Origin of the sequence: Streptomyces sp. NPDC058469 (genome assembly GCF_042721125.1) — a bacterium.
In the GTDB taxonomy this organism is placed as follows: domain Bacteria; phylum Actinomycetota; class Actinomycetes; order Streptomycetales; family Streptomycetaceae; genus Streptomyces.
Window position 1 is genome coordinate 49,599 of the sequence record NZ_JBHXME010000044.1, and the last position, 13,742, is coordinate 63,340.

Genomic DNA, 13,742 nt, shown 5'->3' on the forward strand with positions numbered 1-13,742 from the left:
AAACACGGTTTCACGTGAAACATCACTTGCCGGCGATGAACTCGTCCAGGTCGCGAAGGATCGCGGCCTTCGGCTTGGCACCGACGATGGTCTTGGCGACCTCGCCACCCTGGTAGACGTTCAGGGTCGGGATGGACATGACGCCGTACCTGGCGGCCGTCGCCGGGTTCTCGTCGATGTTGAGCTTGACGATCTCGATCTGGTCACCGTGCTCGGCGGCGATGGCTTCGAGGGACGGAGCGATCTGGCGGCACGGGCCGCACCAGGAAGCCCAGAAGTCCACCAGGACGGGCTTGTCGCTCTTGAGGACGTCCTCGTCGAAGGAAGCGTCGGTCACATTCTTCAGAGTGCCGGCCACGGCGGGCTCCTTAACTTGATCGTGCGGTGGGGAGGATGGGGGTCAGACGGTGGTCTTCGCGGGCTCCGCCTTCTCCTCGTCCGCGAGAGCGGCGAGGAAGCGTTCGGCGTCCAAGGCGGCGGAGCAGCCGGTACCGGCAGCGGTGATCGCCTGGCGGTAGGTGTGGTCGACGACGTCACCGGCGCCGAAGACACCGGTCAGGTTGGTGCGGGTCGAGGGCGCCTCGACCTTCAGGTAGCCCTCCCCGTCCAGGTCCAGCTGGCCCTTGAAGAGCTCCGTGCGGGGGTCGTGGCCGATCGCGATGAACAGGCCCGTCACCGCCAGGTCCGAGAGTTCCCCGGTCTTCAGGTTGCGCAGCTTGAGGCCGGCGAGCTTGGGGTCGCCCTCGATCTCGGCGATCTCGCTGTCCCAGACGAACTTGATCTTCGGGTCGGCGAAGGCGCGTTCCTGCATCGCCTTGGAGGCGCGCAGGCTGTCCCGGCGGTGGACGATCGTCACGGACTTGGCGAAGCGGGAGAGGAAGGTCGCCTCCTCCATCGCCGTGTCGCCACCACCGATGACGGCGATGTCCTGGTCCTTGAAGAAGAACCCGTCACAGGTGGCACACCAGGAGACACCCCGGCCGGAGAGCGCGTCCTCGTTCGGCAGGCCCAGCTTGCGATGCTGCGAGCCGGTGGTGACGATGACGGCCTTCGCCTGGTGCACGGTGCCCGAGGTGTCCGTGACGGTCTTGATCTCACCGGTCAGGTCGACGGAGACCACGTCGTCCGGGATCAGTTCGGCGCCGAAGCGCTCGGCCTGGGCACGCATGTTGTCCATGAGCTCGGGGCCCATGATGCCGTCCTGGAAGCCCGGGAAGTTCTCGACCTCGGTGGTGTTCATCAGCGCGCCACCGGCGGTGACGGCACCCTCGAACACCAGCGGCTTCAGCGACGCGCGCGCGGTGTAGAGCGCCGCCGTGTAGCCGGCGGGCCCGGAGCCGATGATGATCACGTTTCGGACGTCGCTCACGGCTTGGTTCCTCGTCTCTGGACTGCGTCAGTACGACCGGTGGGAGCCCCCTGCCGGAGCCTCCACACCACCCAACGGATCCTACGGGGCCCGCATTCCCGCTGTGTCCGGGCACACGGAGACAGCACGCGGCAGGAAATCGCCACGGCGGATCAAGAGGAGACGTCCGGAGTCAGGAATGCGGGAACGACCGTGTCAGAAGGACCTTGCCAGGAGTGGATGTCTGGCGGCTCACACAGGCCGCGTCGACGACGTAGGCCGTGACCCGGCTGTTGTCGGAAGCGTCGGGCAGCACCACGAGATAGGCGGCGGTCCCGTTGTAGGTGCCCTTCTTGAAACCGAGGACATCTGTGTTGCCACGGTCGACGCCCTGCCGGATGCAGTCCGGGATGGAGCCGGACGGTTCGATCAGGGTTTTGGGAGTCTTGATGGAAGACTCCGCGCCGCCAGGGTCGGACGCAGCGTTCCAGGGCTTCTCACTGTTGGCGCCCTGACTCGTGGACGTCTTGGTGGAGAGGAGATCCGAGACTTCGTTCTCGAGCTTCCCCTTGGAGAAGGTGTCCGCAGAGCTGGTCGAGTTCCCCTGAGCCGTGTCGGACGACGTGTGGTCGCCCAGCGACTGGATGAACAGAGAGCCGGCTCCCAGGACGGCCGCGGTGAACACGGCTCCCAGGACGATCCTCCCGCGACGTCCGCCGCGATTCCGGTCCTTGCGTTCCTTGTTGCGTCCGGGACCGGTCGCCGCGTGTGCGTGTCCTGACGGGCGGTCCGCCGTAGGCGATGTTTCACGTGAAACATGAGCCTCGGTGTGCTCGCCGTCCTCGTCCGACGTGGCTCGGGACGCGCTCACCAGGGTCGGCGCGGCCAGGGACTCGGGGGCGGTGGAGCCCAGCAGGGCCTCCGCGGCGAGGGCTGCGTCAATACGCCCCGCGACCTCGGCGGGCATGCGAGGTGGGCCGGGCATGGTGCCCAGCAGACCCTGGATCTCCTCCAGCGAGTCATGGACGTCAGCGCAGAGTTCACACTCGTCCAGATGCCGTCGTACCTCGGCTGTCCTGGACGGCGGGAGAAGGCCTTCGGAGAGGTCGGAGATCTCCGCGACGTCCGGGTGCCCGGTCGTGTCCGTCGTGGATGTCACGCTCGCCCACCTCCGCCCTTCACAGCAGCTGAATCGCTCGGCCCTGCATCCTTGGGACCCGCGTCGCGGGGTCCCGCTGCCGGTGGGACGGATGTCCCCTGCGCCCGGTTCCGTCCTGCGTCCGGTTCCTTGCTGTCACCGGCTCTTTCCGGCCGTAGATGGGTGAGCAGCGGCAGCAGTCTGGCTCTTCCTCGGGCGCAGCGGCTCTTCACCGTGCCGGTCGGCACATCGAGGATGCGGGCGGCCTCTGCGACGGGGTAGCCCTGCATGTCCACCAGGACAAGGGCGGCGCGCTGGTCGGGCGGGAGAGTGCCCAGGGCTTCCAGCAATTGGCGGTGAAGGTCGTTGCGTTCCGCGGGAGCCGAGGCCGACTCGTGCGGTTCCAGGAGCTGTTCCAGGCGCTCGGTGTCGTCGACCAGGGACGTCTTCCTGGAGGCCGCTTTACGGGCGCGGTCCAGACAGGCGTTCACCGTGATCCGGTGCAGCCAGGTCGTGACGGCCGACTGGCCGCGGAAGGTGTGGGCGGCCCGGTAGGCGGAGACGAGGGCGTCCTGGACCGCGTCAGCGGCCTCCTCGCGGTCTCCCAGCGTGCGTAGGGCCACGGCCCAGAGCCGGTCCCGGTGTCGGCGTACGAGCTCACCGAAGGCGTCCGGGTCACCTTCAACATGGCGGGCGAGCAGATCCTGATCGCTCGTTCCGTCGTATCCGGCGCCTTCCGCCATCGGACCCCCTCCCCCCCCAGTGAGACGTCAGCCCGTGAACTTCACGTCGGTGATGGCCTGCTTGTAGCCGGCGTCGCTGTACTGGTCGCTGTCAGCGTGCGGCAGAGCGGTGAGCCAGACAAGAACGTACCGGCTCTTCACCTGCTTGGTGACCTTCACCGTGGCGCTGGTCCCGGTCGTCGTGACGGTGCCCATCTGCGTCATGGAGTCCAGCGAGGAGGGCGACAGCGAGTCGGTGGCGTAGAGCTTCACCGTGGTGTGATCGCCGCTGTAGTAGAGCCCTATGGCCGCTGTGGAGACGTCCTGGACAGAACCGAGGTCGTAGACGATGCCCACGCCCGGCTTGTACGGCGCGAGCACCGGGCCCCCTATGAAGCTGGAGGTCCGCCAGTACGTCGACGTGTTGCCGTCGTAGGTCTTGTCGACGTCGCCCGGATGCTGGGCGTCGCCCTTCGCCACGAACTCCTTGGCGCCCTGGATCGCGAGCGTCTTGACCGGCTTGGTCTTGTCGCCGCTCTTGTCGTTCCCGTCCGTGGTCTGCGTCTGCTTCGTGTCCTCGGACTTGTTGCCCTGGTCCATGAGCGCGTCCGCGAGCTGCCAGCTGCCCAGGCCCAGCGCGGCGATCAGCAGCGCGGACACGGCCCACTTGAGGGCCTTGCCGGTGCGGCTCTGCAGCGGGGGCGGTGGGGTCTGCACGGCCTGGGTGGCACCGGGATGCGGCGACGGGCGGCCGTACGTGCCCTGTTGGTACGTCGTGCGCTGGTACTCGGGCGGTGCGGTGAACGCGGGCTCCGGCGGGCGGATGCGGGGCATCTCACCGATCGCCTTCACCAGCTCCTCCGGCGTGGTGCACGCCGACTCGTGCCGCGACGCCGTGGCACCGTCGTTGGCGAGCGCGCGCATGGCGAGCTCCGACAGACCGCGGTGGACACCCGCGCGCACCTGGTCGGGGGCGATGAGACCGACGCCCTTGGGCAGCCCGGACAGGCCGTAGGCGTCGTCCTCGTACGGCCAGCGCTGGGTGAGCGCCGCGTACAGCAGGGCGCCGATCGCCTCCGTGTCCGTGCGCTGCGGGGTGTCCGAACTGATGCCGCGCAGAGAGGCGTTGACGGCCAGACCGCGGATGCGCCACTGGCCGGACGAGGTGCGCAGCACCGCGTTCGGGTTCAGGCGCAGATGGGCGAGGCCCTCGCGGTGCGCGGCGGCCATGGCCGAGGCGATCTGACTGACCATCTGGTAGGCGTCGTGCACCTCCAGCGGGCCGGGGGCCAGAAGCGCCGTCAGTTCTGTGGCGTCGGGCAGCCATTCGTGCACGACGTAGACGAGGTCGTTCTCCTCCACCGCGTCCAGGACCTGGACGAAGCGGGGATCGCCCAGCAGCGCCGAGGAACGGGCCGCGGCCAGCACGGAACGGGCCCTCGCGTGGTCTGCGGGCAGGATGTGGACGCCGACGGCACGGCGGAGTTTCTCGTCCACCGCGCGCCAACTGCTGAAGCCGTCCAGACGGGTGACGCACTCTTCGAGGCGATAGCGTCTGGCGAGCTTGTGACCGCTGTGCAGTTCGGGAGGCGAGGCCTTCTCGGTTTCCTCGATCCCGCCGCTCCCCTGTGCCTTGTCGCTCTCCGTGTCCCGCTCCGGGTTCTGGGCCACCCCGTCGGCCGTGGACTGGTCCGCCTTGGCGGTCAGCGGCTCGTCGCCGCTGTTGTCTGCCACGTCGACGGCAGCCGTGCTCCGTTCCGCCACCGTCGCTCCTGCCTCCCCATCCGTTGCACGCTGTCCGACGCCGAAACCAATTGTGCCCACAGTCTGGCGCTATGCACGACACACAGCGGCAGACGATGGTTGTGCGTATGCCCCCGCCTCAACGCCCCAAGCGCCCGCGCACCATGCCCACGAGGGAGTTGAGCTCCTCGATGCGCATGCGGCGGGCCGCGACGTAGAAGGTTCCGAGCAGTACGGCACCGCCCACCAGAAGGGCGGCGAACGAGCCGACGACCCCCTGGCCGAGCGTATGACCGATCCCGTAACAAGCCGCACCACTGAGCAGTGCGGCCGGCACGGAGGCGATGCTGAGCCGAGCGTACGTCCGCAGCACGCGCGCGCCGTCCAGGTCGCCGTTCAGCCGCTTGCGCAGCCGGTTCCAGGCGACGCCGACACCGGTCGCGTACGCGAGGCCGTACGAGGCCGCCATGCCGACCACGGCCCAGCGGGCCGGGAGGACGAAGTAGCAGGTCACTGAGGCGCCGGCGTTGACGGCGGCCACGATGACCGTGTTGTAGAAGGGAGTTCGGGTGTCCTCGTACGCGTAGAAGGCGCGCAGGACGACGTACTGCACCGAGTACGGGATCAGGCCGAGGGCGAAGGCCATCAGCATGAAGCCCATGTTGGTGGCCTCGCTGGTCCCCGAGGAGCCGAAGATCAGGGTACACATCGGGATGCCGAGCGAGAGGAGGCCGAAGGCGATCGGCACGATCGCCACGGCGGTCGTGCGCAGCCCCTGGGAGATGTCGTCGCGGACGGCACCTCCGTCGCCCTCCGCCGCCGAACGCGAGATGCGCGGCAGCAGCGCGGCCATCAGGGAGACGGTGATGATCGCCTGTGGCAGGCCCCAGATGAGCTGCGCGTTGGCGTAGGCGGCGAAGCCGGTGCCGTCGACGGGCGACGACTTGCCCGCGGCGGTGGACAGTTGGGACACGACGATCGCGCCCGCCTGGTTGGCGAGGACGAAGAGGACGGTCCACTTGGCGAGCGTCGCTGCCTTGCCGAGACCGTGGCCGCGCCAGTCGAAGCGCAACCGCAGCCGGAATCCGGTCTCCCGCAGGTACGGGATCATCGCGAGCGCCTGGACGACCAGGCCGAGCAGCACGCCGATGCCGAGCAGCCGTTGGCCCTCCGGCGGGATGTTCGTGACCTTCATGCCGGAGTTCGCGGAGGTGCCGTACACCCAGATGAACATGCCGAGCGTCACGATGATGACGATGTTGTTGAGGACCGGGGTCCACATCATCGCGCCGAACTTGCCGCGCGCGTTCAGGATCTGGCCCATCACGACGTGGACGCCCATGAAGAAGATCGAGGGCAGGAAGTAGCGGACGAAGGTGACGCCCACCTCGTTGGCGGCCGGGTCGTTGGCCACCGAGTCGGACAACAGACGGATCAGGAGGGGCGCCGCGAAGACCGCGAGCGCGGTGAGCGCGCCCAACGCCACCATGACGAGGGTCAGCAGCCGGTTGGCGAACGCCTCACCGCCGTCGTCGTCCTCCTTCATGGCACGCACGAGCTGCGGCACGAAGACGGAGTTGAGGCCACCGCCAACGGTCAGGATGTAGATCATCGTCGGCAACTGGTAGGCGACCTGGAAGGTGTCGCCGAGCATGCCGACTCCCAGTGCCGAGACGATCAGCGCGGAGCGGACGAAGCCGGTCAGGCGGGAGACCATCGTGCCCGCCGCCATCACGGCGCTCGACTTCAGCAGACCGGTGGCCTTCCCGCCCTTCTTTGCAGCGGCCGCGGGCGCCGGTGCCGTCGGGGTGAGCTGCATCGTGGCGTCGGACATCGGGGCCGGGGACGGCGCGGTGGGCGCCTGGCCCGAGGGCGGTGCCGGGGACGGGCCGGGGACCGACGGGGGCTCCGTCGACGGACGTCCGCCGCCCTGGCCCTGGTCCCGGAAGAGATGAGCGAAGGCGTCCGGCTCGTGGTACTCCTCACCGGCCCCGGTCACCAGGTCGTCCACGCCCACGAACTGGGTCGTCCGGGCGTCGTCGCCGTACGGCAGGTACTGGGTCGGGCCCTCCGGTTCGGGTGCCGGGGTCTGCGCCCACACGCGGGGGTCGGGGGCGTACGGGGACTGGGGCGGCTGCGCGTAGAGCGGGGGCTGAGGCTGGTAGGTGCCCGGAGGGGGCGGGGGGTGGGCGGCGCGGTCGTAGAGCGCCTCGGCGACCGGGTCCTGGGCGGAGAGGTCCTGCGCCCGGTAGGGGTCCTGGTCGTAGGCGTCCTGGAGGTACATGTCCGCGGGGGGCTGCGGCGGCACCTGGCCGTTTTCGGGCGGCGGACCCTCGGGGTAGCCCGAGCCGCCCGCGCCCTGACCGCGGTCACCGTCGTACGGCGCGTTCATGGTTACCCCACCTCATCGTCCCCGGGCCCACCGGCCACGACATCGCTCAACGGTCCACTCTCTCACCCGTGCCGGACGGGTCGGCGCTTTCCGGTGCGGTGTCCGGTGTCGGGTCACTCGGGTGCTCCGGGTCGTCTGCCCGGGACGGAGTCCCGGACTCCTCCTGGAGACGGTCCTGGGGGCCCTCGGGGTTCTCCGGGCCGTCGGGTTCCTCGGCCGCCTCGTCGTCGGGGCCGTCGGGACCCTCCTCGGCCTGGCGGGCGACGGCGCGCTTGCGGTGGGTGTACATCCGGAAGCCGGCGAGGACGAGCAGCAGGACACCGCCGCCGATGACCAGCATGACCGTGGCCGTGACCTCGGTGACCTTCACGTCGAAGCTGACGGCCTGCCCGTACTCCTGGCCGTCCTCCGTGTACAGCTGCGCGATCACGGTCACCTTGCCGTTGGCGTTGGCCGACGTGGTGAACTTCACGGACTGGCTGTGCCCGCCGTTGACCGTGACCCTTTGCTCCGTGTAGGCCTTGCCGCCGATCTTCAGTCGCGTGGGGCTCGTCGAGGTGAGGCGCAGGACCAGGTGTTCGACGCCCTGCACCAGGTTGTTCTGCACGGTCACGGGGATCGTGGCGCTGCGGCCCGAGAGCTTGGTCTCGGACTTGTCGATCAGTTTCACCTGGTTGGTGAGGTCTTCGAGGTAATTGAGCACGCTCTGGCGGAAGTTCGCCGCCTCGCCCGCCTGCCCGCGCCACGACGTGGACATCTCACGGTTCATGGCCCGCCCGAACGGGGTCACGACCCGGGACTCGTCGGTGAGGATCACCCGGAAGTTGTCGAGTTTGTCCTGGGTGTTCGCGATCTGCTCGAAGGCCGACTTCGGCAACTCCTGCTTGCGCAGTGAGGAGGGGTACGAGGAGGACGACGGGATCTTCGTGGTGGCGCTGGGGTCGGGCTTGGCCTTGGCGGCCGCCGCGAGATCCTGCGACTCGGTCCAAGTGCTGCCCTGGAGGGTCGTCAGCGCCTCGGCCATCGTCTGGGCCTGGCTCCCGGTCGGCATGCGCTGCGGGGCGACGACGACGCTGCGCTGCTTGTCCGTCTGCAGGTCGAGCGCCAGGCTCTGGGCGAGGAACCGCTGCTCGGCGAGTGTCGCGGCCCCGGCCTTCGGCAGGTCACCCTCGAACGCCGTCGAGAGCCGTGCGTCCGCGACCACCGCCGTCGTACCGCCGCCGATGGGGCGGGCGGCGGAGGGCGTGTACGACAGACCGCCGGTCTCCTGGAGGCTGTCGCTGCGGGCGATCACCTTGTCGGCGCCGGCCGACGTGGCGACCTTGATGATCGACGGGTCCACGGCGCCGTTCACCGGCCACGCGAAGTCCGTGGTCGGGGTCACGTGGAGCACCGTCTCCACGGTGCTCGCGGCGACGTCCGTGGCGTCCTTGAGGTGGCTCAGCGAGCCGGTGACGCTGGTGCCGTTGTGGGCGAGGGACGCCAGGTCCGGGTCGGCGAAGGGGAGGGCGACGACCTCCTTGTCCGCGACCGCCGACTGCAGCTCGGCGAGCCACGCCTTGGCGACGGCCTGGTGGGTGCCCGTCGTCGTGGTGGCGCCGTCCCCCTGGATCTTGTAGCTGCGGGTCATCGCGTCGACGGACGCCAGTAGGTCCGGGTCGATCACCCAGGTGACGTCGAGATCCTTGCCGAGCGACAGCATCTGGTCGAGGCGTCCGCCCGGGGCGATCTCCTTGGCGAGGTCGTCGTTGAGGAAGACCGGGGTCTGCTGCTCGTTGGAACCCGTCTGCGCCGTCATGTGGACGCCGGAGACGAGCGGCCACAGATAGGTCGTCTTCGTCTTCGTGTCCGCCTCGTTGGGCTGCCACGGCAGGAACGTCCGCTGGATGCCCAGCACCTGCTCCCACGGCTGGGCGGAGGTCTGGCCGGAGAGCGAGACACCGAGCGGGTAGACGCCGTCGTCACCAAGGTCCAGCTTGTCGACCGGTACGGAGAGGGTGAAGGGCTCGGCGACGCCCGGAGTGAGCTTGGAGAACTGCTCGGTGTACTTGTCGCCGACCTCCGAGCCGTCGACTCCCTGGACGTAGTCGGTGCGCTTGGCGACGCTGTCGATCGCCGAGCGGGTGCTCAGGGCCTGTCCCAGGCGCAGGCCCACATGGGCGTTGGTGACCGCCTGCTTGCCGTTGTTGGTCACCGTCCCGGAGACGGTCAGTGTGTCCCCGTCCGTGGGGATGCTCGGGCTGAGCGTGTCCACGGAGATGGACACCGTCTGCGAGCCGGAGGCGGCCTGAGCGGACGTCTGCTCGGCCGCGTTTGCGGGCGCGGCGGCGGACAGCTGGAGGAGGCCGGCCAGCAGAGGCGCCCCGGCGAGCAGTGCGCCGGTGCGCCGCAGCCACCGGCGGGCAGGTGAGGGACTCGTCCCCTGGAAGTCTGCCGCCTCGGCCACGCGCTCGCCCGTCCCTCGTCATCGTCAGTGGTCGTCGCAATGTGCGTCCACGCATGGTAACGATGCGCGCTGAGGGGAAGTGCCGCGGACTGCTCCACAAGATCGGAGAACAACGGCGAACCGTCCTGTATGTGCCCGTATAAAGGGGAGCAATCGTGTACGTCGCAAGGGCTGCGCTTGCGCTGGTATCAGGGGAGGTGTCCGTGCACATTTAATGGAGGCGCTCGCGGTGGCCCGGGCCACGTACCCTTTTCTGTTGTGCCGAACGCCAACGAAGACAACCCCAGTGCCCTGAGCCAGGTGCAGCACCGCGCGGTGAGCGAGCTGCTGCGGGTGGCTCCCGTCGCCGACGACCTCGCCCGCCGTTTCCAGGAGGCCGGGTTCTCTCTCGCTCTGGTCGGCGGGTCGGTCCGGGACGCGCTGCTCGAGCGGCTCGGCAACGACCTGGACTTCACGACGGATGCACGCCCCGAGGACGTATTGAAGATCGTCCGGCCGTGGGCGGACGCCGTGTGGGAGGTCGGGATCGCCTTTGGCACCGTAGGGGCGCAGAAGGACGGCTATCAGATTGAGGTGACCACCTATCGGTCGGAGGCGTACGACCGGACCTCGCGCAAGCCCGAGGTGTCGTACGGCGACTCCATCGAGGAGGACCTCGTCCGGCGCGACTTCACGGTGAACGCCATGGCTGTCGCGCTCCCGGAGAAGGAGTTCATCGACCCGCACGGCGGGCTCGACGACCTCGCGGCCAGGGTGCTGCGTACCCCGGGCACTCCCGAGGCGTCCTTCTCGGACGATCCCCTGCGGATGATGCGGGCGGCACGTTTCGCCGCGCAGCTCGACTTCGAGGTCGCTCCTGAGGTCGTCGCGGCGATGACGGAGATGTCCGGGCGGATCGAGATCGTCTCGGCCGAGCGGGTGCGGGACGAGCTGAACAAGCTGATCCTCTCCGCGCACCCCCGCAAGGGGCTGGCCCTGCTGGTCGACACCGGACTCGCCGACCACGTCCTGCCCGAGCTTCCTGCCCTCCGCCTGGAGAGCGACGAGCACCACCGGCACAAGGACGTCTACGAACACACGCTGATCGTTCTGGAGCAGGCGATCGAACTGGAGGAGAACGGTCCAGACCTGACCCTCCGCCTGGCCGCCCTGCTGCACGACATCGGCAAGCCGCGTACCCGCCGCTTTGAGAACGACGGCCGGGTCTCGTTCCACCACCACGAGGTGGTCGGCGCGAAGATGACCAAGAAGCGCATGCTGGCGCTCAAGTACTCCAACGACCTGGTGAAGGACGTCTCACGTCTCGTCGAACTCCACCTGCGTTTCCACGGCTACGGCACCGGCGAGTGGACCGACTCCGCCGTCCGCCGTTATGTCCGTGACGCCGGCCCGCTCCTCGGCCGCCTCCACAAGCTGACCCGCTCGGACTGCACCACGCGGAACAAGCGCAGGGCCGCCGCACTGTCCCGTGCGTACGACGGCCTGGAGGAACGCATCGCCCAGCTGCAGGAGCAGGAGGAGCTGGACTCGATCCGACCCGATCTCGACGGCAACCAGATCATGGAGATCCTGGGCGTCACGCCTGGGCCGGCCATCGGCCGTGCTTACAAGTTCCTGCTGGAACTGCGGCTGGAGAACGGGCCGATGGAGCATGAGGCGGCGGTGGCCGCGCTCAAGGAGTGGTGGGCCTCGGAAGGCTGAGGCCGCGGAACGGGGTCATGTTTCACGTGAAACATGACCCCGGACAGGCAGGCATCAGGGGCGGTGTTTCACGTGAAACATGAGACACCGCCCCTCGCCATGTCTGCCTTACTTCGAGTAGTCCTTCAGGCAGAGCAGGAAGTCGCTGCCCTTGCCGGTCTGGGTGTACTGGTACTGGAAGTCCTTGGCGGCTGCCGCGCACTTGGTGTCGGCCTCGGTCCGGGAGTAGTTGCCGCTTATCTTGGCCAGCACGATGAACTGGGCCTTCGAGTCGCTGCACTTCACGACCTCAAGCTTCGGGTCGGTGTCGCTGGTGCTGCCGCGGTGCATGCAGTCGCCGACCTTGGCGGTATCGGCGTCGTCCTGACTCGATATGTAGCTGAAGATGGCCGCACCGGCGGCGACCACGATAACGACGGCGAGCCGGATCATTTTGAAGCTGAACTTGCGCTTCGGCTGAGGGGGGACCGGAGCGTACGGGACCCCACCCTGGGGCGGGAAGCCGGGCTGGCCGGGCTGCTGCGGGTAGCCGCCCTGCGGCGGGTACGGAGCCTGGGCCTGCGGCGGGTAGGGAACCTGCGCCTGGGGCGGGTACGGGGCCGGACCCTGCGCCTGGGGCGGGTACGGGGCCGGACCCTGCGCCTGGGGCGGGTACGGGGCCGGACCCTGGGCCTGCGGCGGGTACGGAGCCGGAGTCTGAGGCTGGCCGTAGGGCGGCGGGTCCTGGGCGTATGGGTTCGGGCTCTGAGGCGGCGGAGTAGTCACTTGGGTCCCCCCTGGAACGTGGACGCATGGCACGGCATGACCCATGGTCTGGCGTGCGGCATGGTGCGAAATAAGACGCCCGTAAGCTACCTGCCCCCACTGACACCGCTGTGGCCCGGAACGGCTCCGTATCAGTGATGTGACACTCTCCGGCGCTCAAAGTGGGCCATAGTCGCAGCAACCGCTCCGTAGACGATGGCCACGGTGAGGACCAGCGCCGCTGAGCGGCCGTCAGGGGGAAGCATCAGCGCGGCCATCGCGGCGGCGCCGACGAAAGCGACGTTGAACAGCACGTCGTAGACGGAGAAGATCCGGCCGCGGAAGCCGTCGTCGACCGAGAACTGCACGATCGTGTCCGTGGCGATCTTCGCGCCCTGGGTGGTCAGGCCCAGGACGAAGGCCGCCGCCAGCATGGGGGCGGTGGTGAACGGGACGCCGAGGGCCGGTTCCAGGAGTGCGGCGCCCGCGGCGCACACGGCGATCCAGCGGCCGGGGCCGAGGCGTCCCGCGGCCCAGGGTGTCACCACGGCCGCTACGAAGAAGCCGGCGCCGGACACCCCCAACGCCAGCCCCAGCAGGCGCAGTCCGCCGTCCGGGGTCGACGACAGGGCGTAGCGGCAGAGCATCAGCAGCAGGACGGTCAGGGCGCCGTAGCAGAACCGCATCAGCGTCATCGCTAGGAGAGCCCAGACCGCCTCCCGGCGTTGTGGGGCGGCGAGATGCCGTACGGCTGCCGTCAGGTCCCGGGCGGTGCCGGCGAGTGCCGTGGCCAGTCGGGGCTGGGTCAACGCGCGGTCGGGGCCGAGGAGTTCGGGGGCCATGCGCAACGACGTGAGGGCCGCGCACAGATACAGGGCTGCTCCCAGCAGCACCACCGCGGCGTCGGTGTCCGCGACCAGCAGCCGGACGAGAAAGGCGAGGCCGCCGCCCAGTGCCGCCGCCAGTGTTCCGGCCGTGGGGGAAAGGGAGTTGGCGACGACCAGTCGTTCGTCGTCGACCACGCGCGGGAGTGCGGCGGACAGGCCCGCGAGGACGAAGCGGTTGACCGCGGTGACGCACAGGGCGGAGACGTAGAAGAGCCAGTCCGGGACGTGGCTCAGCATCAGGACGGCCGTGGCCGCGGCCAGCAGGGCGCGCAGCAGGTTGCCGTAGAGGAAGACCTGGCGGCGGCGCCAGCGGTCCAGGAGGACGCCGGCGAAGGGGCCGATGAGGGAGTACGGGAGGAGCAGGACCGCCATCGCGGAGGCGATCGCGGCGGCCGAGGTCTGTTTCTCCGGGGAGAAGACGACGTAGGCGGCGAGTGCGACCTGGTAGACGCCGTCCGCGCCCTGGGAGAGCAGGCGTACGGCGAGCAGGCGCCGGAAGCCCTGGAAGCGCAGGAGGATGCGCAGGTCACGGACGACGGCCATGGGCACAGCCTCACATACGTCGAGGGTGGCCGCGACTGCACGGTCGACGCCGACCTGTACCGGCCCGCGGGCGTGGAC

The 13,742-nt window shown here is 69.1% G+C and carries 10 protein-coding genes; 1 reads left to right on the forward strand and 9 read right to left on the reverse strand.

The window, feature by feature from the left end:
* Nucleotides 1-22: 22 nt before the first annotated feature.
* The 7 genes from trxA to ACFWP5_RS20565 all read right to left on the reverse strand — a co-directional run bounded on the left by trxA (nt 23) and on the right by ACFWP5_RS20565 (nt 9,789).
* Nucleotides 23-358: a thioredoxin gene (gene trxA, locus ACFWP5_RS20535; protein ID WP_384158146.1), complete on the reverse strand. Its 336-nt coding sequence runs from the start codon at nt 356-358 to the stop codon at nt 23-25.
* A gap of 42 nt (nt 359-400) precedes the next feature.
* Nucleotides 401-1,369, reverse strand: a complete 969-nt coding sequence (trxB, locus tag ACFWP5_RS20540) for a thioredoxin-disulfide reductase (protein WP_384158148.1) — start codon at nt 1,367-1,369, stop codon at nt 401-403.
* Nucleotides 1,370-1,541: 172 nt separating this feature from the next.
* The gene (locus tag ACFWP5_RS20545; protein ID WP_384158151.1) at nt 1,542-2,507 is read right to left on the reverse strand and encodes an anti-sigma factor family protein; all 966 of its coding nucleotides are present in this window, start codon (nt 2,505-2,507) and stop codon (nt 1,542-1,544) included.
* The gene (sigM, locus tag ACFWP5_RS20550) at nt 2,504-3,229 is read right to left on the reverse strand and encodes an RNA polymerase sigma factor SigM (protein ID WP_384158154.1); all 726 of its coding nucleotides are present in this window, start codon (nt 3,227-3,229) and stop codon (nt 2,504-2,506) included. The genes ACFWP5_RS20545 and sigM overlap by 4 nt, the downstream gene beginning before the upstream one ends.
* A 27-nt stretch (nt 3,230-3,256) precedes the next feature.
* Nucleotides 3,257-4,972 (reverse strand): protein kinase family protein, encoded by a 1,716-nt coding sequence (locus ACFWP5_RS20555; RefSeq protein WP_384158157.1) that lies wholly within the window; start codon nt 4,970-4,972, stop codon nt 3,257-3,259.
* 118 nt (nt 4,973-5,090) lie between these two features.
* Nucleotides 5,091-7,343 carry a murein biosynthesis integral membrane protein MurJ gene (gene murJ, locus ACFWP5_RS20560; RefSeq protein WP_384158160.1) on the reverse strand — a complete coding sequence of 751 codons (2,253 nt, stop codon included), beginning with the start codon at nt 7,341-7,343 and terminating at the stop codon, nt 5,091-5,093.
* A gap of 46 nt (nt 7,344-7,389) precedes the next feature.
* A complete protein-coding gene (locus ACFWP5_RS20565; protein WP_384158163.1) occupies nt 7,390-9,789 on the reverse strand; it encodes a DUF6049 family protein in 2,400 nt (799 codons plus the stop codon).
* Nucleotides 9,790-10,047: 258 nt separating this feature from the next.
* Between ACFWP5_RS20565 and ACFWP5_RS20570 the strand changes: the two genes are divergently transcribed.
* Nucleotides 10,048-11,490 (forward strand): CCA tRNA nucleotidyltransferase, encoded by a 1,443-nt coding sequence (locus tag ACFWP5_RS20570; protein WP_384158166.1) that lies wholly within the window; start codon nt 10,048-10,050, stop codon nt 11,488-11,490.
* A gap of 108 nt (nt 11,491-11,598) precedes the next feature.
* Here the strand turns inward: ACFWP5_RS20570 and ACFWP5_RS20575 are convergent, their stop codons facing one another.
* Nucleotides 11,599-11,922 (reverse strand): hypothetical protein, encoded by a 324-nt coding sequence (locus ACFWP5_RS20575; RefSeq protein ID WP_384158169.1) that lies wholly within the window; start codon nt 11,920-11,922, stop codon nt 11,599-11,601.
* Between the two features lie 464 nt (nt 11,923-12,386).
* Nucleotides 12,387-13,664, reverse strand: coding sequence for an MFS transporter (locus ACFWP5_RS20580; RefSeq protein WP_384158180.1), 1,278 nt, complete (start codon nt 13,662-13,664; stop codon nt 12,387-12,389).
* Nucleotides 13,665-13,742 lie beyond the last annotated feature (78 nt).

Excerpts from the sequence above, each read along its gene's own strand:
- sigM (WP_384158154.1), bottom strand. The coding sequence starts at position 3,229 with ATGGCGGAAGGCGCCGGATACGACGGAACGAGCGATCAGGATCTGCTC.
- murJ (WP_384158160.1), bottom strand. The coding sequence starts at position 7,343 with ATGAACGCGCCGTACGACGGTGACCGCGGTCAGGGCGCGGGCGGCTCG.
- ACFWP5_RS20575 (WP_384158169.1), bottom strand. The coding sequence starts at position 11,922 with ATGATCCGGCTCGCCGTCGTTATCGTGGTCGCCGCCGGTGCGGCCATC.
- ACFWP5_RS20580 (WP_384158180.1), bottom strand. The coding sequence starts at position 13,664 with ATGGCCGTCGTCCGTGACCTGCGCATCCTCCTGCGCTTCCAGGGCTTC.